This is a genomic window from Aquimarina litoralis, assembly GCF_019295435.1.
GTDB lineage: Bacteria > Bacteroidota > Bacteroidia > Flavobacteriales > Flavobacteriaceae > Aquimarina > Aquimarina litoralis_A.
On the sequence record NZ_WEKL01000004.1, the window covers coordinates 114,062 to 138,686 of the forward strand.

The 24,625-nt window shown below is 32.1% G+C and carries 24 protein-coding genes and 3 tRNA genes; 16 read left to right on the forward strand and 11 right to left on the reverse strand.

Annotated features, from left to right (window positions below; all coding sequences use genetic code 11):
* The first annotated feature begins 123 nt into the window (after window positions 1-123).
* From GBO31_RS03515 to GBO31_RS03525, 3 genes are all read left to right on the forward strand, one after another.
* Window positions 124-969 (forward strand): transketolase, encoded by an 846-nt coding sequence (locus GBO31_RS03515; RefSeq protein ID WP_219006933.1) that lies wholly within the window; start codon window positions 124-126, stop codon window positions 967-969.
* A 51-nt stretch (window positions 970-1,020) separates the two neighbouring features.
* Window positions 1,021-1,974 carry a transketolase family protein gene (locus GBO31_RS03520; RefSeq protein ID WP_219006934.1) on the forward strand — a complete coding sequence of 318 codons (954 nt, stop codon included), beginning with the start codon at window positions 1,021-1,023 and terminating at the stop codon, window positions 1,972-1,974.
* 169 nt (window positions 1,975-2,143) lie between these two features.
* The gene (locus GBO31_RS03525) at window positions 2,144-2,761 is read left to right on the forward strand and encodes a porin family protein (RefSeq protein WP_219006935.1); all 618 of its coding nucleotides are present in this window, start codon (window positions 2,144-2,146) and stop codon (window positions 2,759-2,761) included.
* Window positions 2,762-2,820: 59 nt separating this feature from the next.
* Here GBO31_RS03525 and GBO31_RS03530 read toward each other — a convergent pair whose 3' ends face one another.
* On the reverse strand, window positions 2,821-3,993 hold the full coding sequence (locus tag GBO31_RS03530; protein ID WP_219006936.1) for a hypothetical protein: 1,173 nt from the start codon (window positions 3,991-3,993) through the stop codon (window positions 2,821-2,823).
* A 90-nt stretch (window positions 3,994-4,083) separates the two neighbouring features.
* Here GBO31_RS03530 and GBO31_RS03535 point away from each other — a divergent pair, with 90 nt between their 5' ends.
* From GBO31_RS03535 to GBO31_RS03545, 3 genes are read left to right on the forward strand one after another with little or no spacing between them, the layout of a single operon-like run.
* Window positions 4,084-4,479, forward strand: a complete 396-nt coding sequence (locus GBO31_RS03535; RefSeq protein WP_219006937.1) for an RNA-binding S4 domain-containing protein — start codon at window positions 4,084-4,086, stop codon at window positions 4,477-4,479.
* Window positions 4,476-5,054: a methyltransferase domain-containing protein gene (locus GBO31_RS03540; protein WP_219006938.1), complete on the forward strand. Its 579-nt coding sequence runs from the start codon at window positions 4,476-4,478 to the stop codon at window positions 5,052-5,054. The genes GBO31_RS03535 and GBO31_RS03540 overlap by 4 nt, the downstream gene beginning before the upstream one ends.
* Before the next feature lie 25 nt (window positions 5,055-5,079).
* A complete protein-coding gene (locus GBO31_RS03545; RefSeq protein ID WP_219006939.1) occupies window positions 5,080-5,580 on the forward strand; it encodes a phosphoribosyltransferase family protein in 501 nt (166 codons plus the stop codon).
* On the opposite strand, the gene GBO31_RS03550 is transcribed toward GBO31_RS03545, so the two are convergent.
* On the reverse strand, window positions 5,572-6,093 hold the full coding sequence (locus tag GBO31_RS03550) for a shikimate kinase (RefSeq protein ID WP_219006940.1): 522 nt from the start codon (window positions 6,091-6,093) through the stop codon (window positions 5,572-5,574). The genes GBO31_RS03545 and GBO31_RS03550 overlap by 9 nt on opposite strands.
* A gap of 133 nt (window positions 6,094-6,226) precedes the next feature.
* Here GBO31_RS03550 and GBO31_RS03555 point away from each other — a divergent pair.
* The 3 genes from GBO31_RS03555 (at window position 6,227) to GBO31_RS03565 (ending at window position 6,604) form a co-directional block, all read left to right on the forward strand.
* Window positions 6,227-6,299: transfer RNA gene (locus GBO31_RS03555), tRNA-Lys, on the forward strand.
* 81 nt (window positions 6,300-6,380) lie between these two features.
* A tRNA-Lys gene (locus GBO31_RS03560) sits at window positions 6,381-6,453 on the forward strand.
* Window positions 6,454-6,520: 67 nt separating this feature from the next.
* Window positions 6,521-6,604 (forward strand) — tRNA-Leu (locus GBO31_RS03565).
* A gap of 62 nt (window positions 6,605-6,666) precedes the next feature.
* Here the strand turns inward: GBO31_RS03565 and GBO31_RS03570 are convergent.
* The 4 genes from GBO31_RS03570 to GBO31_RS03585 form a co-directional block, all read right to left on the reverse strand.
* Window positions 6,667-6,882, reverse strand: a complete 216-nt coding sequence (locus tag GBO31_RS03570; protein ID WP_219006941.1) for a hypothetical protein — start codon at window positions 6,880-6,882, stop codon at window positions 6,667-6,669.
* A 164-nt stretch (window positions 6,883-7,046) separates the two neighbouring features.
* Window positions 7,047-7,619 (reverse strand): TlpA family protein disulfide reductase, encoded by a 573-nt coding sequence (locus GBO31_RS03575; RefSeq protein WP_219006942.1) that lies wholly within the window; start codon window positions 7,617-7,619, stop codon window positions 7,047-7,049.
* 101 nt (window positions 7,620-7,720) lie between these two features.
* Window positions 7,721-8,848, reverse strand: coding sequence for a hypothetical protein (locus tag GBO31_RS03580; RefSeq protein ID WP_219006943.1), 1,128 nt, complete (start codon window positions 8,846-8,848; stop codon window positions 7,721-7,723).
* Between the two features lie 458 nt (window positions 8,849-9,306).
* Complete coding sequence (locus tag GBO31_RS03585) at window positions 9,307-11,112, reverse strand: tetratricopeptide repeat protein (protein WP_219006944.1); 1,806 nt, start codon at window positions 11,110-11,112, stop codon at window positions 9,307-9,309.
* A gap of 279 nt (window positions 11,113-11,391) precedes the next feature.
* On the opposite strand from GBO31_RS03585, the gene GBO31_RS03590 reads away from it, so the two are divergent.
* The 7 genes from GBO31_RS03590 to GBO31_RS03620 all read left to right on the forward strand — a co-directional run bounded on the left by GBO31_RS03590 (window position 11,392) and on the right by GBO31_RS03620 (window position 18,100).
* Window positions 11,392-11,943, forward strand: coding sequence for an RNA polymerase sigma factor (locus tag GBO31_RS03590; protein WP_219006945.1), 552 nt, complete (start codon window positions 11,392-11,394; stop codon window positions 11,941-11,943).
* A 304-nt stretch (window positions 11,944-12,247) separates the two neighbouring features.
* Entirely contained in the window at window positions 12,248-12,631 is a 384-nt protein-coding gene (locus tag GBO31_RS03595) for a BlaI/MecI/CopY family transcriptional regulator (protein WP_219006946.1), read from the forward strand.
* A gap of 100 nt (window positions 12,632-12,731) precedes the next feature.
* The gene (locus GBO31_RS03600) at window positions 12,732-13,955 is read left to right on the forward strand and encodes a M23/M56 family metallopeptidase (protein ID WP_219006947.1); all 1,224 of its coding nucleotides are present in this window, start codon (window positions 12,732-12,734) and stop codon (window positions 13,953-13,955) included.
* Between the two features lie 322 nt (window positions 13,956-14,277).
* Window positions 14,278-15,174 (forward strand): MerR family transcriptional regulator, encoded by an 897-nt coding sequence (locus GBO31_RS03605; RefSeq protein WP_219006948.1) that lies wholly within the window; start codon window positions 14,278-14,280, stop codon window positions 15,172-15,174.
* A gap of 29 nt (window positions 15,175-15,203) precedes the next feature.
* Complete coding sequence (locus GBO31_RS03610; RefSeq protein ID WP_219006949.1) at window positions 15,204-16,697, forward strand: phytoene desaturase family protein; 1,494 nt, start codon at window positions 15,204-15,206, stop codon at window positions 16,695-16,697.
* An 86-nt stretch (window positions 16,698-16,783) separates the two neighbouring features.
* Complete coding sequence (locus tag GBO31_RS03615; protein WP_219006950.1) at window positions 16,784-17,623, forward strand: phytoene/squalene synthase family protein; 840 nt, start codon at window positions 16,784-16,786, stop codon at window positions 17,621-17,623.
* Window positions 17,624-17,650: 27 nt separating this feature from the next.
* Entirely contained in the window at window positions 17,651-18,100 is a 450-nt protein-coding gene (locus GBO31_RS03620; protein WP_219006951.1) for a beta-carotene hydroxylase, read from the forward strand.
* Between the two features lies 1 nt (window position 18,101).
* Here the strand turns inward: GBO31_RS03620 and GBO31_RS03625 are convergent, their stop codons facing one another.
* The 5 genes from GBO31_RS03625 to GBO31_RS03645 all read right to left on the reverse strand — a co-directional run bounded on the left by GBO31_RS03625 (window position 18,102) and on the right by GBO31_RS03645 (window position 24,259).
* Window positions 18,102-18,662: a TlpA family protein disulfide reductase gene (locus GBO31_RS03625; protein ID WP_219006952.1), complete on the reverse strand. Its 561-nt coding sequence runs from the start codon at window positions 18,660-18,662 to the stop codon at window positions 18,102-18,104.
* Between the two features lie 217 nt (window positions 18,663-18,879).
* Window positions 18,880-20,625 (reverse strand): hypothetical protein, encoded by a 1,746-nt coding sequence (locus tag GBO31_RS03630; RefSeq protein WP_246615759.1) that lies wholly within the window; start codon window positions 20,623-20,625, stop codon window positions 18,880-18,882.
* 74 nt (window positions 20,626-20,699) lie between these two features.
* Window positions 20,700-21,365, reverse strand: coding sequence for a Crp/Fnr family transcriptional regulator (locus tag GBO31_RS03635; protein ID WP_219006953.1), 666 nt, complete (start codon window positions 21,363-21,365; stop codon window positions 20,700-20,702).
* A gap of 220 nt (window positions 21,366-21,585) precedes the next feature.
* Entirely contained in the window at window positions 21,586-23,028 is a 1,443-nt protein-coding gene (locus GBO31_RS03640; RefSeq protein ID WP_219006954.1) for a nicotinate phosphoribosyltransferase, read from the reverse strand.
* A gap of 106 nt (window positions 23,029-23,134) precedes the next feature.
* Window positions 23,135-24,259 (reverse strand): hypothetical protein, encoded by a 1,125-nt coding sequence (locus tag GBO31_RS03645; protein ID WP_219006955.1) that lies wholly within the window; start codon window positions 24,257-24,259, stop codon window positions 23,135-23,137.
* Between the last annotated feature and the right edge of the window lie 366 nt (window positions 24,260-24,625).

The following is a 24,625-nucleotide window of genomic DNA, read 5'->3' on the forward strand; positions in this document are numbered from 1 at the left end:
CTCTTTTGCGAAAACTTTTCGTTATTAACAACAGTATCTTAATTAAAAGCTGCATCCACATTTTGCTACGGTAGTCAAAACCTGTATTTTTGGGCCTTAATTAAAAAGCTAATTAGCACAGCAATGCCAAAAACACAACAACTAGAAGATTTTGTGACTCAGGTACGTAGAGATATTCTACGCCAAGTTCACAAGGTAAACTCAGGACATCCTGGAGGTTCTCTTGGATGTACAGAATTTTTTGTCGCTCTTTATCAAGAAATTCTTGATAGAAAAGATGGTTTCGATATGGACGGAAAAGAAGAAGATCTTTTTTTCTTATCAAACGGACATATTTCACCTGTATACTATAGTGTACTAGCACGAAGCGGATATTTTCCTGTAGAAGAGCTAAATACATTTAGATTGATCGATAGTAGATTACAAGGACACCCGACAACTCACGAAGGATTGCCTGGTATCCGAATTGCATCTGGATCTTTAGGTCAAGGAATGTCTGTAGCGATAGGAGCTGCACAAGCTAAAAAACTGAACAATGATGATCATATTGTTTACAGTCTTCACGGAGATGGTGAATTACAAGAAGGTCAGATTTGGGAAGCTGCTATGTATGCTGCTGGAAAAAAGGTAGATAATCTAATTTCTACTATTGACTTAAATGGTCAGCAAATTGATGGATCTACTGATGATGTATTATCCTTAGGAAGTCTTAGAGCTAAGTTTGAAGCGTTTGGCTGGGATGTTATGGAAATCAAAGAAGGAAATAATATCACTGCTGTTATTGAAGGACTACAGGAAGCGAAAAGCAGAACTGGTAAAGGTAAACCTGTTTGTGTCTTAATGCATACTGTGATGGGTAATGGAGTAGACTTTATGATGCATACTCATGCTTGGCACGGGAAAGCTCCAAATGATGAGCAATTAGAAATAGGCTTAGCACAAAACCCTGAAACTTTAGGAGACTATTAAGATATATCAAAGTGATTTCTTTTTTATAGAAATTACGCTAAAAAAATATTCATGAAAAAATATATAGATACAGGAAAAAAAGATACCCGTTCAGGTTTTGGAGCAGGTCTTGAAGTACTTGGAAAAACAAACGAGAATGTTGTTGCACTTTGTGCCGATCTTATTGGTTCTCTAAAAATGGATGCATTTATAGCTAATAATCCCGATCGTTTTTTTCAGATTGGAATTGCTGAAGCGAATATGATGGGAATTGCAGCTGGACTAACTATAGGAGGAAAAATTCCTTTTACTGGAACTTTTGCAAATTTTTCTACAGGTCGTGTATATGATCAAATTAGACAATCCATAGCTTATAGTGGAAAAAACGTTAAAATTTGTGCTTCTCATGCAGGTTTAACTCTTGGTGAAGATGGTGCTACACATCAGATATTAGAAGATATTGGTTTAATGAAAATGCTACCAGGAATGGTAGTTATCAACCCGTGTGATTATAATCAAACCAAAGCAGCTACTATTGCTATTGCTGATTATGAAGGCCCTGTTTATTTACGTTTTGGAAGACCTAAAGTAGCAAACTTTACTCCGGAAGATCAAAAATTTGAAATAGGAAAAGCGGTACACTTGCAAGAAGGTAGCGATGTTACTATCGTTGCTACAGGTCATCTTGTATGGGAGTCTTTACTAGCGGCAGAAACGCTTGAAGCAAAAGGCATTAGTACTGAAGTGATCAACATTCACACAATCAAACCTCTTGATAACGAAGCAATTTTAAACTCCGTTAAAAAAACAGGTTGCATCGTTACTGCAGAAGAACACAATTACTTAGGTGGACTTGGCGAAAGTGTATCTAGAGTATTAGCTCAAAATTATCCTGTTCCTCAAGAGTTTATTGCTACGAATGATACTTTTGGAGAAAGTGGAACTCCTGATCAACTTATGGCTAAATATGGCTTAAATGCTGAATCTATCGTAAAAGCTGTTGAAAAAGTAGTTAAAAGAAAATAGATAAACTATTTTTAAAATATTTTAACCAATAAAAGCCTTCCATTAAAAAATGGAAGGCTTTTTGATTGTATAGTAGAAATAATACGTTTCTATTTACGTTATATTAGAAACACTGACCACAACCAAAAAAAGTAATCAATTATTTATTCATCTTTTAAAACTCATTTAAATGAAAAATGTATTAGTGTTGTTAATCCTGTGTAGTTCGTTTACAATTGTTGGTCAGAACAAAGGATTAAATTTTGGGGTAAAAGCTGGTCTCAATTACGGAGATAATGGCAAAATTGAATTTTCAGATGTTACGAATGCCGGAAACAATCTGCTTTCAGAAAATGCTGATGATCGAGTAGGATATCATATTGGGGTATTCCTTAGAGGAGATATTACTGATAATTTTTATCTAAAACCAGAGCTACAATATACACAGAATAGGAGTTCTTATTCTTTTAATAACCGAGAATTAGATTATGATATTAAGAAATTAGATTTACCTATTTTGGCTGGTGTCTATTTGCTAGGGCCTCTTCATGTTTTTGGTGGTCCTTCTTTACAATATATAGTAGATAATAGTCTGCAGGATGTCCGCTTAAGTGATGTTAAAAATGAATTTACCGTTGGTGTTCAATTTGGAGTTGGCTTACAGATAAGTCGTCTTAACATCGATCTGAGATATGAACGAGGCATTTCTGAAAATCAAGCACAATCGATTGATGAAAACACAGGACAAACTATAAGAGTAGATTCTCGTCCAAATCAATTTATACTTAGTTTGGCTTTGGATTTATAGTTTGGTAAAATATAAGCATAAAAAAACTCCGGTAAGAACCGGAGTTTTTTTATAAAGTTTTAATCATCTTTCGAAGCGGTATCATCCGTATCTAAATAATTCGGAACTCCATCACCATCCGTATCATCATCTGTAGGGTCTCCATTATCATTTAAATCTTCATCGATAGTTAAAGTACCATCTCCATCATCATCTGTATCTACATAATTAGGAAGTGTATCTCCATCTGTATTATCATCAGTATCGAATACCAATCGATCACCATCTAAATCTTCTAAATAGGACGGAACTCCATCATTATCATGATCAGACTCTACACTTCCATACAATTGAATGCTAAAAATTAATGATTTATACAATCCAATTCCAGTTCCACCAGGCGGTGAATCAAAATATGCTAATCCCGAAGGCATAAAGACTGTAAAATTACCAAAATTCGAATCGAAACTAATAGTTCCATCCCCATCATCATTTGGCATCGTAAAATTAGATGCTCCGCTGAATTCTGTAGTTGCTTCCCTAAATCCATCTACTACCGAAACTAAATCAAACCATAATGGATTTACAGCACTATCAAAAACTTTTCTATTCGGATCATTATTATCCACAGGATCTTTATCATCTATGATTCCGTCTCCATCAGAATCTGGCTCTCCAGGATTATTGTCTACATCGCTATCATCAGCAATTCCATCACCATCAGAATCTGTTCTGGTTTCCGAAGTTCCATCATCATCTATAGTAATCACATCTGGCTCTCCATCATTATCAGCATCTACATCGGCTTCGTTTGGAATACCGTCACCATCATCATCTAAATTTTCATAAAACAGCTCTCCTCTATAAGTGACAAAAGTAGAATCAGCAAAAGTTGGTTTTCTTGCCTCAGAAGAACCTTCATTAAGATTTAAGAGATATAATGTATAATCCACATCATTTCTAGTAACCGTTTTAGTTTCTAGAAGCCCAGAGTCCCAAATAGAAACTCTATTTGCATTATCTCCTGCTATAGTATCAAATACAGTAACTTGGAAATTAGGGTTCGCAGGGTTATCTATTTGATCATAAAAATGGGTCTGTAAATATTCTTGAATTAAAGGATCTTCATCTGCTTGCTGTTCAGCTACATCTCTTGGAGGTATACKTATAATACCATCATCGTCATCATTGTTACACGCATATAAAGCCGCAACAGTAATTGCTATTGCGAGAATATATCTTTTTAAACTCATCTGATTGCTTTTTTGAAGGCGCAAGATACAATTTTCTTGTACTTTTGTTCCACTATTATTAGAGATAAACGCATTTTTTAATCATTTTTTATGCGAGTTGATAAATATTTATGGTGTATCAGATATTTTAAGACACGTAGTATTGCTACAAAAGCTTGTAAAGAAGGTAAAGTTCGTGTGAATGGAGATATTATAAAACCATCCAGAGAAATATACCCAACTGATAAAATTACTGTTCGTAAAAACCAAGTTAATTATGAACTTATTGTATTAGACACACCAAAAAGTCGACTAGGCGCTAAGCTTGTCGACATATATCGTAAAGACGTTACTCCAGAAGAAGCGTTGCAAAAACTAGATCTTTTAAATTATTCTAAAGATTATTACCGAAAAAGAGGTACCGGTAGACCTACCAAAAAAGATAGAAGGGATATTGATGATTGGTTTGAAGGGCCTTCAGATAATGATAACGATAGTGAAGAATGAATTTAGATATTGATTTTTGGACTAAGAAATACGAACAACAACAAACCGGATGGGATATTGGGTATGCTTCTCCTCCAATAGCTTCGTATTTTGATCAAATAGAAGATAAAAATCTAAAGATATTAATTCCTGGATGTGGTAATGCTTATGAAGCTGCACATCTTTTCAATAAAGGGTTCAAAAATATATACATCTTAGATTTTGTAAAAGACACATTAGATCTATTCAAGAAAACACATCCTGATTTTCCAGAAGAACAAATTATATTAAATGATTTTTTTAAGGTAAAAGACCAATTTGATATCATTATAGAGCAAACTTTTTTCTGTGCATTGGCACCTACTCAAAGAAAAGAATATGTTACCAAAATGAAATCCTTATTAAAAGAAGGTGGAAAATTGATTGGTGTTTTATTTAGCCGTACTTTCGAAAAGAAAGGTCCACCTTTCGGAGGAACAAAACAAGAATACATTTCCTTATTTTCAAATCATTTCGAAATTAAAACTCTAGAAAATTGTTATAATTCTATTCTTCCTAGAAAGGGTAACGAACTCTTTTTTATCTTTGAAACCTAATTAAGAAGAATTATTACTCGTATATATGCAAACCAAAGACAACATTATTCTTACGCACGAACAAATTCAACATAAAATAAAGCGAATAGCTTATCAAATTTATGAAACCAACGTTGGTGAAAAAGAAATTGTTATTGCGGGTATTGCACAAAACGGTTATATTTTTGCACAACGACTAAAGACAATATTAGAGGAAATTTCAGATATTACTATTATTTTATGTGAGGTTACTATGGATAAAACTTCACCTCAGAATACTGTACAAACTTCTCTTTCATCATCGGAATATGAAAATAAAGCGCTTGTTCTTGCTGATGATGTCTTAAATTCTGGTAAAGCTCTAGTGTATGGTGTAAAACATTTTTTAGATGTTCCGTTAACTAGATTTAAAACCGCAGTTTTGGTAAACCGAAATCATAAAAAATATCCAATCAAAGCTGATTTCAAAGGAATTTCATTATCAACATCACTACATGAACATGTAAATGTTATTTTCGGTGAAAATGATCTCGCTACTTTAGAATAGTAATTCTTTAATTTCTAGTGCTATTTCTTTTACATTTTTTGCATCTGTAGAAACCATATGTTCTGCTTGATTATAATAAAATGATCGCTCGAAGAGGTGTTTACGAATAAAATCTTTCAAATCCTCTTTTGACGAAATATGAGCAATTAGTGGTCTATGTTCTTTTTCGGTAAATAATCGATTTACTAATTCTTCTAGAGACGTCTTTAAATAGATACTTTTAGAGGTAGCATCATTTTTTATAAGCTCCATATTTCCTGCAAAGCACGGCGTTCCTCCTCCAAGCGAAATTATATGATTTGTATAGGTTTCTAGTAGTTGTTTTAGGTATTGACTTTCCTTTTTTCTAAAATATATCTCCCCATGATCTTTAAAAATCTGTGCGATAGATTTTTTCTCTTGATCTTCGATATAATGATCCAAATCAAGACTATTCATTCCCAATTGAGAAGCTAACTCTTTAGCAATTGAGGACTTACCGCATCCCATATACCCTAATAAGACAATATTCATGAATAAAAATTTAGGTTATTTATGCCTTAAAAAAAGGGCATTTAAAATAAAATGTAAATTTATATTAAATTCTTCTTGAAAAATAAATTATTGATAGTATATTTGCACCCGCATTCAGGAAAAGAATGTTAATGACCGGGTAGCTCAGTTGGTAGAGCATCTCCCTTTTAAGGAGAGGGTCCTGGGTTCGAGCCCCAGCCCGGTCACTAGAAAGATTAGAATAAATTTTACACAGAAAATTATTCTCTTAAAAGTTCTTATAAATTTAGGATAATGTAATTATCAATGACCGGGTAGCTCAGTTGGTAGAGCATCTCCCTTTTAAGGAGAGGGTCCTGGGTTCGAGCCCCAGCCCGGTCACTAAAAAGTATCACAATCTCTTGTGATACTTTTTTAGTTTTACAGTATATTGTAAATTCATAGAAAAGCCCAGGTGCTGGAATTGGTAGACAGGCATGGTTGAGGGCCATGTGTCCATTAGGGCGTGCGGGTTCGACTCCCGCTCTGGGCACTTTTCTTCTTTTAAAATTAAGATTCAATAGAATTCAAGTAAAGTAATAACAAATGACTTTGTTACTTCTTTTTCAGTAATGCTATAAGATTTTCAAAAGCCTTAGTCGTATTTACTGGAATTTCTTTTGCTGATAAACTCCAGTTACCTATTTCTTTTTTAAAAATGTTTTCATGTTCTTTCTTTTCTGTCACCCATAGTAGTAAAGTTTCCCTATCGTTTTGAGAAATTGTATTATTTAAATATTGATCAATTAAAAACAAGTATTCTTTCATCAAGATCTTTTCTTTTTAGTATTCCTATTTATAGGATGCAAAAAAACCAAAAATCACTTACTTAAAATTCTAAAAAAACTAAAAACCAAAAAACCTCTATCAGATTGGGGGGCACTGAAAGAGGTAAAAAACATACGGTTTTATTTTTACACGAGACATATCATTTATCAAATAGCAAACATCCATTCTTCCATCTGTGCTTTGGTTTCTACAAAAGCTGCTTCTACAATACGATTATTTTCATCCAGTAAAAAAGTGGTAGGCGTAGCTTGTATTTGATAATCTGCAAACACTTTTTCTGTACCTGACAACAGCTTAAAGCCATACTCTTTTTCTTTCATCGTCTGATTGTTATCATCTACTGTTGCTCCATAATTGACGACAACTACCTCAAAATTTTTATACTGTTTGGAGAATGCATCTAATTCTGGATAAAAACTTTCGCAATATTCACAATCCTTCTGCGCAAATACTAAGATTTTTTTCTTTTCTGTTGACAGACTATCTAATCCTATTTCTCGTCCGTTATGATCCTGCAATGCTATTACTGGGGCAGGCATTAATGATTCTTTTTTTGATTCCAAATCGGATAGTGTACCAGATGTATTTTCTTGATCAAAAGAAGTTACACTTGTAGTACTAAACTCTTTTGAGAGATATAAACTTAATATGATTACAGCTGATAAAACTCCAATCCCTAATGATATCATCGCTATGGATATTTCCTTTTGTATTTTCATAATATAAATAGTTAAAATATATGAGGCTAAGAGCTATTCGATAGGTAGTATTATTTCTATATAGCCATCAAACAGCCCTTTTTATTTAGTCCTCTCTTACCCTATAATGATCTGCAATTAGTTCGCTCTATAGAATAATGGGTGTAATTATCATAAGTTTCAAAATCTGTATATATTTTTCCTTGCATTACAGGGGTAGGAAATAGAAATCCTGCACTATAATTATTTGAAGAAAAATAGGTTTTAGATCTAAAATTAGGAGCAGCATAATAATCTCCGGTCCAATATTGATAATTAACTTGTCCGAAGATTCGTTGCTTTACTCGATACTTAGTCACCGCAGCTCTTTTTTCTTCGTATAGTAAAAAATCGCATTGTTGTCCTTTTGGTACAATATGTCCAGGGCTAAATAAGATATCTTTAGTCCTTGTTACTTCTTCCCCTTCTACAGTTTGATTTGTATTTGTTGTTGCTCCTCCAACCATAACAGCTCCACTTATTGATGTTCCTACTCCAAAAAATTTAGCATCCAATGTTGCTGTTGCTGTATAACTTCCATTCACAGTACTAGCCTTTGTACGAGAAATACTAGAAGATTTTTTATTTGCAACGCTACCAAATTTTTGACCATTAAGAGAAACATCCATATTTGGATCTCCTTTCTTATTCTCAGAATCCTCAATGGTTGGGTGTGACAGGGATCTGATCTCAGGACCATTGGAAAGAGATTCTCTAATAAAACATATCTCTGTTGGATAATTAGTACCATCAAAAGTATGATACCCATAGCTCTGACCGTTTACACTAAAATTAGGAAGTAATTTAGCATTAGAATTTTGATTAATAATTATATTATCCTGTACACGCATGATATCTTTTAACCAACGATATCCTCTATACCTCGCGGCATCCAAATCAGATTGTTTCGAGAGATTCAAACCATATTTATGAAAATCCCTAGAAGGAAGCGATCTACAATATCTGGCATTACTAGACTTAGATAATGTCTTTCTTTTATCAGCCAATTCTTTAAGGTATTCTTCTTCTGACACCTGCTTACCTGCATCGTTAATAACAAAACTAATTTTATTCGAATCAGTTTCAGCATTTGTGTTTTCGGTTACATTTTCATCCAATAGTACTTGATCTGCATCGTCCTCTTTTTCACAAGACCCTAATACAATTGATAACATAATGACTAAGCCATAATACTTTCTTAAATTTTTCATAGTATTTTAAAAATTAAATGATTTGTTGTTCCTACTCTTTATAAAGGATTTTCGGATACCTCCTTATGAAAAAGAATAGTAGTTGGATTCTTGGTGCGCACTCACTTGTTACTTTAAACCAAATGATAATCTTGCGTTATTACTAGCTGAGTTTTTAGTTAAATTTCACCCAAGCAAAATGATATACATTCAAATAATCATTAGTTTTTAGAACAAGTACTAGTCATAAATCTATAACTTATTCATTTTCTACACTTATGATGCAGGCTTGTAAAAAAACACGTACTTGGATCTGTTTTTTTTGAAAAAAAAATTAGGAGTAGCTTAGAGAAGTCCGAGGGGAACTATAACAAAAATAAGGGTTTACAAAAATATGATATTAAGAAAAGATATTTGATTTATAAGAGACAACTAATGGTTTTCAGGCAAAAAACATTACATAAATCACATTCTAATGATTAAGCGACAATCCTTTTTTCATTAGAAATTTGATCCATATATTCTTTTAAACTTAATTCTTTAGATATTTTCATTTTTCTTTTAATACGACTTCTGGTATGTTTTACGGTATCTGGTGATACCATTAAGATATTTGCTGTTTCTTTTAACGATAAATTTAATTTGGTCAATAAACAATACCTGATTTCTGTTTCGGATAGATCAGGATGAGATTCTTTTAAGTTATAGGAGATCCCTGGATATTGCGATTGCAATCGATCAGAAACTTCTGCAAGTTCTGTTCCTGAAGATATTAAACTATTGACCTTTGCTTTTAAAGTGTTGATCTCTGGAGTAATCTGTGTTATATTTTCTATCTCTTCCTTGAGCTCTTTTAAAACACTCAATTTATTAGTCACTTTAAGAGCTACCAATTGCAACTCATTCTCTCTTTGGTCGACTAATTCTTGTAAAACTCTAGATTCTCTGAGTCTTAAGTCAACAATTGTCTTATCTTTTTTCTTCCCTTTTTTTATAAAAATATAGGTAAGCACCGTAATCAAGCCTAAAATTAAAGCAATTGTTAACCAGAGTACTTGATTAGTCTTGGCAATATTTTTTTCCTTTAGCTGCAGGTTTGTATTTATTAATACATTCTGTGCTACCTCTAAATCTTTCTTTTGAAGCTCATTGATTAGATATTTAGAAAACATATTAGAATCTGAAACAGATATTTGAGACAATAAATCTAATTTTTCTTGATTTACTTTTTTGGCTGAGTCATGATCACCTATTTTATATAAAAACTGAACCATTTGATCTCTATAAAATATTTTCTCATAAATCGTTAAAGGACTATCACATGCTTTAGTAATATATGAAAGTGCTTTTTCCGTATCTCCAATGTGACTATAGTATAAAAAGTAATGATAATACATAAGAGTGAAATCATTCTCATGGCCAGAAAAAGAGTCAAAAGAGTTTGTGGCAGCATTTAATATATCTATTGCCTTATACACTTCTCCTTGCTTATAAAAATAATAACTTAATAGGTTTTGTGATTCCCAGTACTTATATCTATCATACCACTGTGGAGATGCATCTATTTCAATTTTACTATCTAACGTCTTATCCACCCACGCCTTGGCAGAAGTTAAATCATTCTTTGCAAAATATAATTGCGCTAATGCATTATAAGAAACAAATCTATAAACATTTTTTGGGTAGACTTGTAGTGCTTTTTCTAAATCTATAATCACATCATTTATCTGATCCAATTCATTGTCGCCTCGAAGAACGATCAACCAGGCAACATGATTTTTTATATAAAAGATACGCTCTTCATCTTGGATAGATAATGCCAAATCATAGGCTTTCCCATAATAATTAGTCACATTTGAGTTATATCCAAAAAAACCAGCTTCGGTAAAAGCTATGGCAGAATATAAATGAACCTTTTCTTTAGGAGACAAGATATTTTCATGAGTCTTAACAAGATTCTTTACCTTTTGAAGATAAAACAAGCAACTATCATTTCGAGTTTCTAAATTGGAATAATGATCCGCCAATAACCTACCGGTGTAATAACATTCTTTTTCCGGTAAATTCAGTTTTTTGGAAAGCTGTAATAAGGCATGAAACTTTTTATTCGCTCCTTCATCACCACGTCTAGGTTCATTTTTAACCAATTCATTAAATCTAGCTAAATCATCTGACTCTTGAGCCAGACTAATTACCCCTATAAAAAAAAGAAATAAGGAGAAAAATATTTCTTTTATAATTTTACCCCCAAAAACCATTCTATTTATGAACGCACTAAAACTCATGTGAAAATATGCTTAAAGCCTAACTTTTAAAAATAAAAGAATCAGGCAATTTATTTTATGACAAAGATTAAGGAAAAATCACCAAACACACCTAACTCATTAAAATTCAGAAGTCTTCCCCCTTTTTACACACATCATACCTACCTCATTATACACCTTTTGTACACCTCAATTTACTAAAAAAAATAACATCTGATTCTACTTTTGACCCGAAATATCGAAGATGCGATATAGCATAATACATCACATAAATCACTTTTAAAACTAATCAAGTTACTTATGAAGAATCGAGGTCAAAATTCTGAAGTTATACTTATTAAAAATTTACGCAAAGGGGATGAACAAGCTTTTAAAATCATCTTCAATCAACACCATAAAGAGTTATGTAACTACGTCTATAAACTTTCTAGCAATATGAATTTATCTAAAGATTTGGTTCAAAATGTATTCATAAGAATATGGGAGAAAAAAAAGAACCTACATATTAATTCCTCGCTAAAAAGTTATTTATATAAAGCTTGTCATAATGAGTTTTTAATGCACCTAAGAGCACAAAAGAAAGAAATAGACATGCTTGACCACCTAAGAACACAGACGCTATTACAAATTTTTATAGCAACTGAAGAAAATCAAAAAGAGATGTATCTACAACAAATTGAGATCACAATAGAACAATTACCTGAAAAATGTAAAGAAGTATTTAAATTAAGTCGTTTGAAACAAAAAAGAAATAAAGAAATAGCAAAATTACTTGGCATTTCTACTAGAACAGTTGAAAAACATATTAGTAATGCCATTCAGTTTTTGAAATTAAACACCTCTAATCCATGAATTAAATTAATATATCGACAAGGAAATAGGATCAAAATAACAACTAATTAAATTATTTTTAATTCTCACTTCCAGTTTTTTCTTATTCCAGCTGCATTTATAGTCAATATTTTTTTGTCGTGTTTATATGTATCTCATTGAGGAATTAACAGTTCAAAAATAGCTATATCAGAATATTAGTTCCCTTTATAAAAATCATTCTGAATCTAATCTATTTACTTCAAACACAGTATTTATTACTATAAAAATAGTATTATTACTAATTTTGTAGTTTTATTACTAAAAATATAGTTATATTTGTCTTATGAAAGATCTAACAAAGGCAGAAGAACAGGTGATGAAATATCTTTGGAAGCTCGAAAAAGCCTTCCTTAAAGATATTGTGGAACAATTTCCAGAACCACGTCCTGCATATACCACAATATCTACAGTTATTAGGACTCTAGTCACTAAAAAATTTATCAGCTTTACACTTTATGGAAGGATTAAACAATACTATCCATTAGTGACTAAAGAACACTACTTTAAAAATCACTTTAAAGGAGTTGTAAAGAACTTTTTTAGTGGATCAATAAGCAAGTTTGCCCAATTTTTCACAAACAATGAGGATTTAAATGTTTCAGAATTAGAAGAAATGAAACAATTAATAGAAGACAAAATTGATCAACTAAAAAGAGAGAATGACTAGTTTTTTTACATATCTGCTTCAAGCGAGTTCTTGTTTAACTGTTTTATATGTTTCATATCATCTATTCTTTAGAAAATTGACTTTTCACAAGATTAATAGGATGCTACTTTTAGCTATATTACCACTATCACTTGCTTTTCCTTTGGTAAGTTACATAAACTTCGAAGTTGCTCCTAAAACCATCATCATTCCCAATTTTGAGGAATACTTATCTGTAAACGATATCATACGAGAAGAAACATCGCAAGTAAAATCCAATATCGATTCCACCTACAACATTGTTTATTTTATTACATTATTTTATTTTATTGGTATTGTTTTTTATCTCTCGCGATTATTCTTATCCATATTACAGTTGTTCTTTTTAAAGAAAAGATCTACTAAAATTCACAAAAACGGAATCTCTTTAATCATTGCAGATACTTCTCACATTTTTTCAAGTTTTGGTTGGATTTTTATACCAAAAGACCAAATCAATACTATTGAAGCCCCAATTTTAGAACATGAAAATGCACATATAAGACTATACCACACACTAGACTTGATCATTACTGAGATATACATAGCATTTTTTTGGTTCAACCCTATTGTTTATGTTTTCAGAAGAGCCTTAAGGTCAATTCATGAATTCCAAGCAGACAAATTTGTCATAAACAGTCAGATCAAAAAATCAGCGTATCTAGAGTTACTCATTAAAAACCTAGGAACCAAATCAACATCAAAATTATACAGTTATTTTAATCATTCATTAATCAAAAAACGAATAGACATGATCACAAAAACCAATTCTAATCCTAAAAAAACATTCAGATATGTTTTACTTACTCCTTTATTATTTCTGATTCTTACGGCATTTATAAAACCCGCGATAGATACTGGGGACGTTATTGAAAATATCATTGAAGAGGAAATTAAAGTAGAGATTCCCCCTTCTGGATTTCCAATTCAAAATGGGACTAAGGAAAATATCACTGCACATTATGGCAAAAAATTTGACCACCCTAAATTGAAAAAAAATGTAATCCATCAAGGAATTGACATAAGAGCGAAAATTGGAACTCCTATTATAGCAACTGCTAATGGAACAGTAAAATTAGCTAAGAACAAAGGTAATTGGGGTAATTTAATTGTGATATCGCATACAGATGGCTATGAAACCTGGTATGCACACTTGGACAGTTTTGATGTAAAAGAAAATCAGCAGGTTAAAGCAGGAGAAATTATTGGAAAAAGCGGGAACACAGGACTTTCTACAGGACCTCATCTTCATTATGAAGTACGACTAAATGGAAAAAATGTTGACCCTATAGATTACTTAAAATAAAGAAATTATAATACAAGTAAGAGCGTATACTCTTGCTTGTATTATAACCAGATTCTCATTAAACAAACTTAACAGTTAAAATAAAGTTTTACCCATTATTTCAACTACTCAATTTACCTAAACACCTAACATTCATATTCTTAAAAATTCGTACTACTAAAACAAGAGCTAGTTGATTTTTTTTAATCAATAAGATTAAATTTGTTTTCACTATTTTGGGCTTCTATTCCATTTTTAACAATTATGGTTAATATTTTAACAAGGACTATCTTTCAAGTACTTATATTTTTGTTTAAATTTGTTTAACTATTTTTATAAAAGGGTGAACAATATTAAGCAAAATTTTAGTATCAAGGATCTGGAAAATCTATGCGGAGTAAAAGCGCATACGATTAGAATATGGGAAAAAAGATACAATTTATTATCTCCAGACAGAACTGAAACAAATATTCGTACATATAGTTTAAAAAGTTTACAAAAACTACTTAATGTTACATATTTAGTTAATAGTGGGTATAAGATATCCAGAGTATCCAAGTTAAATAATCAAGAAATTGATGAATATGTACGACGCATTGTTTCGGATACAAGCACCAAAAACCAAGCTATCAATTCTTTGAAAATAGCTATGCTTAATTATGATTTGCAATTGTTCTTAGGCACCTATGAGCAATTATCAGAAAAGAGAACATTTAGACAAATTTTTACTGACGTTTTTATTCCTTTATTAACAGAAATAGGTTTGTTATGGCAAACGAATACTATAAGTCCTTCGCACGAACATTTTATTACCAACCTAATCAAGCAGAAGTTACTTATCAATATAGAAAAACTACAATACTCTAAATCCACACAGACGGATAAGGCTTTTGTACTTTTTCTGCCAGAAAATGAGATTCATGAGTTAGGTTTGTTGTATRTCAATTATGAAATTTTGTTAAAAGGGTATAAGGCGATTTATCTAGGTCCAAGCATTCCATTAGATAGCCTGCCTAATATGCTTACTTTTCATGAAAACACTACATTTCTATCCTACTTTACTGTTAGACCTGAAAAAGATAAAATAGAGGATTACGTTAAAAAATTTAATGATGTTGTGTGTACAAAGCGCGAAAGTGAATTTTGGATGCTAGGGAAACAAACCATGCACATCTCGAAAAGTAGCGCTCCGAACCATCGTTATTTTTCGTCAATAACCGATCTAATTAAAGAATTATAAAAACCCCCAATAAACAAACCACAACCAGCATGTCTTCAAAAGTAGTTATTATCGGCTCCGGCTTTTCATCACTTTCTGCATCCTGTTATTTAGCACAATTGGGATGCGATGTTACTATCTATGAAAAAAACAGTACTGTTGGTGGCAGAGCAAGACAACTAAAAAAAGAAGGGTTTACTTTTGATATTGGTCCTTCCTGGTATTGGATGCCTGATGTTTTTGAAAAATTTTTCAACGATTTTGATACGTCTCCTTCGGATTTTTACGCATTGGATAAATTAAATCCTGCATATAAAGTATTTTTTGAGGACAAGCAAAGTATTTCAATAGAAGATACTTTAGAAAAAATCTATGCCGCTTTCGAAAAAGAAGAAGAAGGCAGTGCCGCTAAACYTAAAAAATTTATTGACGCCGCTAGAAGTAACTATGATATAGCTATTAAAGAATTGGTATATCGTCCTGGAGTTTCTCCAATAGAGTTAGTAACAAAAGAAACCATTAAAAAAATCGGTCAGTTTTTTAGTACCATCTCCAAAGAAGTGAGAAAAGAATTTACTAACAAAAAGTTAATTCAGATTCTTGAGTTTCCAGTTTTATTTTTAGGAGCAAAACCTAGCGATACTCCAGCTTTTTATAGTTTTATGAACTATGCTGATTTTGGACTTGGAACTTGGCACCCTAAAGGCGGTATGTATGAGGTAATATTAGGCATGAAAAGGCTTGCAGAATCTCTTGGTGTAAAAATTGTTACCAATGCACCTGTTGAGAAAATAAATGTAGAAAATGGTCATGCAATTGGTATTACAGTAAATTCTTCAACTATAGATGCTGATGTAGTACTTTGTGGGGCCGATTATCATCATGGTGAAACACTATTAGATTCTAAATATAGACAATACTCAGAAAAATATTGGGAACGAAAAACATTCGCTCCTTCATCTTTGTTATTTTATGTTGGCTTTGACAAAAAACTAAAAAATATTGAGCATCATAACTTATTTTTTGATACTGATTTTGATCTCCATGCAAAGGATATTTATGATGATCCAAAATGGCCTGAAGACCCTTTGTTTTATGCCAATTTTACTTCCGTAACTGATATTGGGACAGCACCAGAAGGAATGGAAAATGGCTTTTTTTTAATACCTTTAGCACCTGGTATAGAAGATACTCCAGAGCTTAGAGAAGAGTATTTTAATAAAATTATAACACGCTTTGAACATCAAACCGATCAAAGTGTTCAAAACCATATTATCTTTAAAGAATCTTTTTGTGTAAAAGACTTCGTAACAGAATACAATTCATATAAAGGAAATGCTTATGGGATGGCAAATACTTTATTGCAAACAGCGTTTCTTAGACCTAAGTTGAAAAGTAAAAAAGTGAAGAACTTATTTTTTACAGGACAACTCACTGTTCCTGGACCAGGAGTCCCTCCATCGTTGATTTCTGGGAAATTAGTAGCAGGTTTAATAGAATCGCAGTGTAATCTTTCTACGCGACCAAAATTGCAAGTTGTATGACGAACAAAATACACATTTTACCATATTATTTTTATTCGATCTAATCTTATTTTTTCTTTTAAAAAAGTTAAACTAAAACTACCTCTATGAAAGCTTTATTTGATTCCGTTTCTTACAGTTGCAGTAAGCTAGTTACCAACTCTTACAGCACATCTTTTTCATTAGCTTCTAAAATGTTATCTGATTCTATCCGACAAGATATTTACAATATCTATGGATTTGTTCGTTTTGCTGATGAAATTGTTGATAGCTTCCACGATTATGACAAGGAGACACTATTCAATGATTTTGAAGCGGAAATGTATAAAGCGATTGAAAACAAAATTAGCTTAAACCCTATATTGAATTCATTTCAAAAGACGGTTCATGAATATCAAATAGCACCAGAATTGTATGAAGCGTTTATGAAAAGTATGCGATTAGACCTTCATAAAACCAATTATTTAACGACCGCTGAGTATAAGGAATATATATATGGTTCTGCGGATGTAGTAGGTCTAATGTGCTTGAAAGTATTCGTAAAAGGTGATCAACAAAAATATGAAGAACTAAAAGAAAGTGCTATGCACTTAGGTTCTGCTTTTCAGAAAGTAAACTTTCTAAGAGATCTAAAAGCTGATTTCGAAGAATTAAGTCGTACGTATTTTCCTGACACTGATCTTACTCAATTAGATGAAGCTTCTAAACAAAAAATCATAGAGGAAATTCAGGAAGATTTCAATAAAGGATTCGAAGGTATTATGAAATTACCAGTAGAAGCAAAATTTGGAGTATATACCGCGTACATTTATTATAAAAAGTTATTGACCAAGTTAGAATCTACTCCTTCTGTAGAAATTAAAAATACAAGAATCAGAGTTCCTAACTATCAAAAATTTGGATTACTAGCCAAATCTTATTTTGATTATAGAATGAATTTAATTTAATAGTGTTTTTTACACAATTTACTTAAAATGAATATTTTCATTTGGATATTAATATTTCTTGGTACCTTCTGTATTATGGAATTTATGGCTTGGTTTACCCATAAATACATTATGCACGGTTTTCTATGGTCTTTACATAAAGATCATCATCATAAAAACCATAATAGTTGGTGGGAACGAAACGACTTATTTTTTGTGTTCTATGCTGCGGTAAGTATGATATTTTTTATGTCTCATGATCCCATTACTTTCTGGATGGGTGAAGCTATTGGTTTTGGAATTTTAGCATATGGAATTGCATATTTTATTGTGCATGATATCTTTATCCATCAACGATTTAAACTATTTAGAAATGCAAATCATTGGTATGCTAGAGGAGTTCGCAGAGCACATAAAATACATCATAAACACCTAAAAAAAGATAAAGGGGAATGTTACGGTATGCTGATTGTCCCTTTTAAGTACTTCAAAAAATAGATTATTCTGATAAAAGTTGATCTATGGTAGCTCTGACTTTATCAGTATTCCAATCTGCAGCTCCAACTTTATGTAWTACGATATTTCCTTTTTTATCTATTAGATATGTTCCTGGTATAGGTTTGTGTACAAAAGGTTTAGGATGTGCTGATAATGATCTATATATGGGATAGTTATAACTTTTATCATTCATAAATTTGTTCAGTTCGGGATCATCGTCTTCAGTAAGAAAAACGAAAACTACTGTATCTTYATAATCGTTATACAATTTCTGTAGAGAAGGCATTTCTGCAATACACGGAGGACACCAAGTAGCCCAATAATTTAATAATATTACTTTTCCTTCGGCGCTATTGAAATTCATGGATTCGGTATTTACACCATGTAGTTTCCAATCAAAAGAAGTTACTTTTGCTCGTTCCTCTACTGCCACCAAACTAGGACTAAAAGAAAATATTCGAGTAAGAAAAATTTGCATCATTCCTCGAGTATTAGGAATAAAAAACAGTAATAATAAGATTACAAAAAGTATGTTTGAGATTTTCTTTTGATCGAACTTCATTGGGTATAGTATATTGTATTTTTAAAGGTTGGTCTGTGATTAACAGTTTCCTTACAAAAGTAGACAAATAAATAAAGCACGGCCAGAGACCGCGCTTTAAAACTAACAAAAAAACAACAATGAACTATCGTGTTAGGTTAAGCTCCATGTAAGAAGCTTAGCAACGTTAAGTTCACATTATCTTCAATAATGCATTTTCTTTTTCACTATACATTAATTAATTTCTTGTCACTGTTATTGAGTTTGATAAATCAAAATCTCCCATCACATTATTAGCATTCATTCCCATTTCTAATCCAGTAACCATACCATTATATCTTGCATACCAGATTAAACATACTCCAACTCCTGCTAAGTCAAAATCTACTCCTTCTACCTCTGATAATGTTCCTGGAAGTCCCAAAATATTTCCTTGATCATCTGTGATAATCCAAGTGCTATTATCTCCAAACGCAAAAGTATCGTCTAATGTAATTCCAGAAACATTATCGATGGTTCCATCTACATCAAATACAAATGGTCCTCCAGAAATTGTTCCTGCATTCACTACTTGATTACGAGTCACAGTGATGGAATTAGAAAGATCAAAATCTCCCATCACATTATTAGCATTCATTCCCATTTCTAATCCTGTTACCGTACCATTATATCGCGCATACCAGATTAGACATACACCAGGACCTGCTGCATCAAAATCCACTCCTTCTACATCCATTAATGTTGATGGAAGTCCTAAAATATTTCCTTGATCATCAGTGATAATCCAAGTGCTGTTATCTCCAAAAGCGTTGGTATCATCTAAGGTAATTCCAGATACGTTATCAGTTTCTCCATCTACATCAAACTCATAAGGACCTCCTGAAAGTGTTCCTGCATTTACCACTTGATTACGAACAACTGTAATCGAATTTGAAAGATCAAAATCTCCCATAACATCATTGGCATTCATTCCCATTTCTAATCCAGTTACAGTACCATTATACCTTGCATACCAGATTAAACAGGTTCCTGCACCAGCATTATCAAAGTTTACTCCTTCTACATCCATTAATGTTGGCGGAAGACCTAAAATATTACCCATATCATCAGTAATAATCCAAGTACCATTATCTCCAAATGCGTTTGAACTGTCTAATGTAATTCCGGACACCATATCAGGCTCTCCATCAACATCGAATTCATATGGACCTCCAGAAATCGTCCCTGCATTTACAACTTGATTACGCTCTACAGTAATAGAATTTGAAAGATCGAAATCACCAGTAACATCATTAGCATTCATTCCCATTTCTAATCCAGAAATTTCACCTTCATATCGTGCATACCAGATCAAACATGTACCTGCTCCTGCTCCATCAAAATCTACACCTTCTAAAGCCATTAATGTTGGAGGTAATCCAAGAATATTTCCTTGATCATCTGTAACGATCCAAGTACTACCTGAACCAAAAACATTCGTATCATCCAATGTAATTCCAGATACCATATCTGGTTCTCCGTCTACATCAAACTCAAAAGGTCCTCCTTCTATAACTCCTGCATTAGCTACTTGATTACGCTCTACAGTAATAGAATTCGAAAGATCGAAATCACCGGTAACATCATTGGCGTTCATTCCCATTTCTAGTCCAGAAATTTCACCGTTATATCTAGCATACCAGATAAAACAAGTTCCAGCTCCAGCTCCATCAAAATCCACACCTTCTACAGCTGCTAATGTTGGAGGTAATCCAAGAATATTTCCTTGGTCATCTGTAATAACCCATGTACTACCAGTACCAAATGCGCCTGAATCATCTAAAGTAATACCGGAAACCATATCTGGGTCCCCATCTACATCAAATTCAAAAGGACCTCCTTCAATAGTTCCTGCATTGGCTACTTGTACATTGTCATCATCTTCGTCACAGGAAACTGCGATTACCCCAATCGCAAGCATACCTATAATTATTTTCTTAAACATTGCTTTTTGTTTTATGATTATTATTACTGTAAAAGTAAATTCATAAAACAATTTAAAATGTTAGGTAGCTAACACTAAGCAACAATTAAGCGGATTTCTTTCCTATTAAAATCAATTCGATTTGACTCCTTAAGTTCGTTCATTAAAATATTTAAGGTTGGTCTAGAAGTTCCTATAAGATTAGCTATATCCCTTTGCGTATATGGATGATGTATAACTGTATCCCCAGTATCAGGACAACAATATCCAAAATCCTCTTTCAGCTCATTCAAGAACTCCAATAATCTCGTTTTTGTATCCTTAAACAAGAGTAGTTGTAATCTTCGTTCAAGACGCTTGAAACGTAGCCCTATGAATTTGTATACTTTTAAACTAAAGGTTTGGTTGTCACGCATTAGATCATGCATGGTTTTCACACCAATAGGACATATCGAAGTTGTGTTATCAATAGATTGCGCAAACTCTGTTCTCTTGTCTTCTCCTAGTATCGCTTTTTCCCCAAAAAGCTCTCCGCGAGTTAAAATTGCTTTTACCACTTCATTTCCGTCTTCAGAATAATAGCCAATTTTGACCTTTCCTTTTTCGATAAGATATACCTTATTAGCAGAATCCTCTTCAAAATAGATATAATCACTTTTCTTGTAGGCATCAAAATCGTGATCTTTCTTGTAGTTCTTAAATTTATGAGGACATAATACCTTAAAGAGGTTGGCATCCTCAAAAAACCAAATTGCACCCATGATGTTGTGTTTTATAAGTTAGTTACATACCAAATGATTGGTATTAAAATAGACGTCGTAATTCAAAAACAATCCTTACAAAAAAACCAACAAAATTTCGTTGAGTTAAAAACTRTGATTCCCATATAATAGTAACAGCTTGGATTGAAGAAACCCTAAACTAAAAAAAGAAACTCCCAAAAATGAATTTTGGGAGTTTCTAAATATATTATACTAAAGATTATAGCATTCGCTTTCGAATATCGGATAGATTCTGATCAAGAATTAATTCTCCATCTTTGAAAACCGTTTGTAACAATCCGAGTTTCTCTTCTTCAATGGTACATTGATCTTTTAGTTTAATCTCGCCATCAGATTCGTACAATTGCACCAGTCCTTTCGCTGATTTTTTTGTACCATCATCCGTTATAGGATCTTTGAAGATTTCTCTTCCTTCTCCATTTACTTCTACATAAGTAGCCTTCATTGCAAAACCAAAGGTATCTCTAGTATTATATTGATATGTAAAACTTCCAATTCCTAGTACTACATTCGTAGAAGCAAATCCCTTTTGCTTGAGACGCTCACAAATTTGAGTAGCTCTTTCAATCGTGATACTATCTCCGTAAATAGCTCCTATTTTAGGATTTAGTACTTTGTATCCCTGTGCATTGATAGTACCTCCAAACTCATCCCATAATAGTTCTATAACTCCTTTGGCAATTACAGTATTCTCATGTTCACATCCACAAATAATATCTACAGGATCCCCTGAATCAGGTCTTATAACAAGTTTTCCATCACGCTCTAATATTTCATTTTTAAGTTGAGGAAGATATTCTGTTAACACTTTCCACAAATCCCATGTATCAGATACTACAGATAAGATTCCAGTTGGATACGTATTTAGTAATCTTCTGAAAGTTCCTATTTCATCATCTTTACTCCCAGCACACATTACACTGTGCTCAGTAGCATTTACACTTCCTATGACCAATTCTTTGGTTACATCTGCATTATAATACATCTCATACGCTTTTGCTACTGGTAAAGTATCACTTCCTGAAAAAGAAAGTGCATGTCCCATACCACTAATAATAGCAGATTCGGTACCAGACATTCCCCTCATAGAAAAATCATGTCCTTGCCAAGTAATAAATTCGAGGTTTTCTTTATCCGTTTCTGAAGCGAACTTTCTTAAAATTTTTTGATACTGTTTAGCTATAGTAGCAGAAGTACAGGGTTGCCAAATAATACTAGAAAGTAATGTTTCTAAGTAATTCGTTAACCAAAAGAATTCTGGCTTCGTATTGACCAGTATAAACATAGGAACGCGAATTGGAACTTCAGTACCTTCGGGTAATGCTTTTATTTCAATCGGCAAATAACCTAAATCGTGTAATTCTCCGATATGCTTTACATCATAATCAACACCTAAATAATTGTCAACATACTTTTTATACTCTGAAACTACTTCTTTTTTTGGAAGATTGAAGAAGTCTTTATTAAATCGGTCGATAAGATATTCTTTTATAAAATATTGTAATCCAAAGAATACTACTTGATCAATTCCATTAATCCTGCTCTTTCTTGGAGTCCAATTAGAATACACTAAGGTGGTTCCTTCTGGATATTGTTCTTTATGACCTAATTTGTAACCGTCTGTTAATAGTAGTGGATTCATACCGTATTTTATTTTGCGTTAATTATACGCAAATATAATTTTTATTTTTAAATTACCGAAACAATTGATGATTTTTCTATGAACATATAGGAAATAAAATATTGGATTATCGATTATTCTCCATATATATTTTAAACATATCTTGAAAATTAAGTAGACTTATATTCTCTTTTTTTATTGTATTTCCTTCCTTATATTCTTCGTAAAAGGTGTTTTTTTCTTTCTCAAAAAATCGGATCCCTTTTATTATTTCACCTTTTTTATTCGTTAGTATGTATCCTCGATATATTTCAGGTTCTTTTGGTCTTACTTCTTCCTTTGACATTTGAACAGCATACGAATCTATAAAATCTTCAAAAAACGTCTCCATATTCTTTGTATGAAACATTTTGGGATTATTAAAATACATACTATCAATATCCATCAGATTCATCCCATTTCCCATAATATTTTCAAATACTTTATAGCCATAACCATAGGTATTCTCTTCCTGATTGTATATAAAAAATGTAGTATTAGGAAGTAAATTTTTCGGTTCTCCGATGACATAATAATATTGTCCAATTGTTTCCCGATTTAGTTCCTGTTTGGTTATCCAAGTATTACCTTCTCTGTATAACTGTAGTTCCAGATTCTCTTCCGACATTTCCATAGTTGGTGACTTTATGTATATCCGATCACCATCTAAAATAATATTAACTCTTTGATAAAAGTGCATTGCAAATACATCAATGAATAACGCAATAGTTCTATAATTTTCAATTTTTCTTGTCAGTAACCCTGATTTTATTTCTTTATAGCTATATCCATCGATTATCTCGCCATTCTGGTAAATAGATTTTATATCTAGTTTAGGTTTATATCGATTTTTTAAATATGCATCATACTCCTCTTCTGTCATCTCAATAGGAGCATCAATATCTTCTGATTCTCCATTTAACGCCATTTGATAAATATCCAATGAATATTGAAACTTTAGAATTCCCTTCTCATAATAGTCTACTCTTGGAAACTCCGAATTTCCTTTAGGAAAATACCCTTCGTAAAGCATTCCATCCTTATAAAAACTTTTATATACTTCCTTCGGATTATCTACTATTATAAAAGAATCATGCTCTATAAAATCTTCCATATTCTGTGCATTTATACTATTAGATATGTTAATACATAGAAACCATAATAAAGTAATCGCTATGCTATTTTTATCTAAAGTGTTTACTAAACGTTTCATTACTATCATATGTTCTATTTTTTAAAGGATAAAAGTCTTTATTATTTTAATTTAGAACTACCCTGTTTTCAGTTAAACTTGTATTTTTCATGAGTTTATAATCGTATAGACAGCTACCAAATAGGTTTTGAAACTATTCAAAATTTTTCACAATTTTTGTACTTTTAAAGAAATTCTTGCGCTTATTGGTCAACCATTAATTTCATGTTAAAAAAGTTAATTTCTAATTAAAAAAAGATCAATACATACTTTCAAGATCAATAAAAAAACGTTCGTAATCAGACAAATAACACCTTTAATCGTATCAAGAATACTTTTTAGAATGAAGCTGCCTTAAGTTTAGAAAAAACCTACAATTCAGACAGA

Bases quoted from the DNA above. Each gene is read 5' to 3' on its own strand.
- GBO31_RS03515 (WP_219006933.1), top strand. From the start codon at position 124: ATGCCAAAAACACAACAACTAGAAGATTTTGTGACTCAGGTACGTAGA.
- GBO31_RS03520 (WP_219006934.1), top strand. From the start codon at position 1,021: ATGAAAAAATATATAGATACAGGAAAAAAAGATACCCGTTCAGGTTTT.
- GBO31_RS03525 (WP_219006935.1), top strand. From the start codon at position 2,144: ATGAAAAATGTATTAGTGTTGTTAATCCTGTGTAGTTCGTTTACAATT.
- GBO31_RS03535 (WP_219006937.1), top strand. From the start codon at position 4,084: ATGCGAGTTGATAAATATTTATGGTGTATCAGATATTTTAAGACACGT.
- GBO31_RS03540 (WP_219006938.1), top strand. From the start codon at position 4,476: ATGAATTTAGATATTGATTTTTGGACTAAGAAATACGAACAACAACAA.
- GBO31_RS03545 (WP_219006939.1), top strand. From the start codon at position 5,080: ATGCAAACCAAAGACAACATTATTCTTACGCACGAACAAATTCAACAT.
- GBO31_RS03550 (WP_219006940.1), bottom strand. From the start codon at position 6,093: ATGAATATTGTCTTATTAGGGTATATGGGATGCGGTAAGTCCTCAATT.
- GBO31_RS03575 (WP_219006942.1), bottom strand. From the start codon at position 7,619: ATGAAAATACAAAAGGAAATATCCATAGCGATGATATCATTAGGGATT.
- GBO31_RS03580 (WP_219006943.1), bottom strand. From the start codon at position 8,848: ATGAAAAATTTAAGAAAGTATTATGGCTTAGTCATTATGTTATCAATT.
- GBO31_RS03585 (WP_219006944.1), bottom strand. From the start codon at position 11,112: ATGAGTTTTAGTGCGTTCATAAATAGAATGGTTTTTGGGGGTAAAATT.
- GBO31_RS03590 (WP_219006945.1), top strand. From the start codon at position 11,392: ATGAAGAATCGAGGTCAAAATTCTGAAGTTATACTTATTAAAAATTTA.
- GBO31_RS03595 (WP_219006946.1), top strand. From the start codon at position 12,248: ATGAAAGATCTAACAAAGGCAGAAGAACAGGTGATGAAATATCTTTGG.
- GBO31_RS03600 (WP_219006947.1), top strand. From the start codon at position 12,732: ATGCTACTTTTAGCTATATTACCACTATCACTTGCTTTTCCTTTGGTA.
- GBO31_RS03615 (WP_219006950.1), top strand. From the start codon at position 16,784: ATGAAAGCTTTATTTGATTCCGTTTCTTACAGTTGCAGTAAGCTAGTT.
- GBO31_RS03620 (WP_219006951.1), top strand. From the start codon at position 17,651: ATGAATATTTTCATTTGGATATTAATATTTCTTGGTACCTTCTGTATT.
- GBO31_RS03630 (WP_246615759.1), bottom strand. From the start codon at position 20,625: ATGTTTAAGAAAATAATTATAGGTATGCTTGCGATTGGGGTAATCGCA.
- GBO31_RS03635 (WP_219006953.1), bottom strand. From the start codon at position 21,365: ATGGGTGCAATTTGGTTTTTTGAGGATGCCAACCTCTTTAAGGTATTA.
- GBO31_RS03640 (WP_219006954.1), bottom strand. From the start codon at position 23,028: ATGAATCCACTACTATTAACAGACGGTTACAAATTAGGTCATAAAGAA.
- GBO31_RS03645 (WP_219006955.1), bottom strand. From the start codon at position 24,259: ATGAAACGTTTAGTAAACACTTTAGATAAAAATAGCATAGCGATTACT.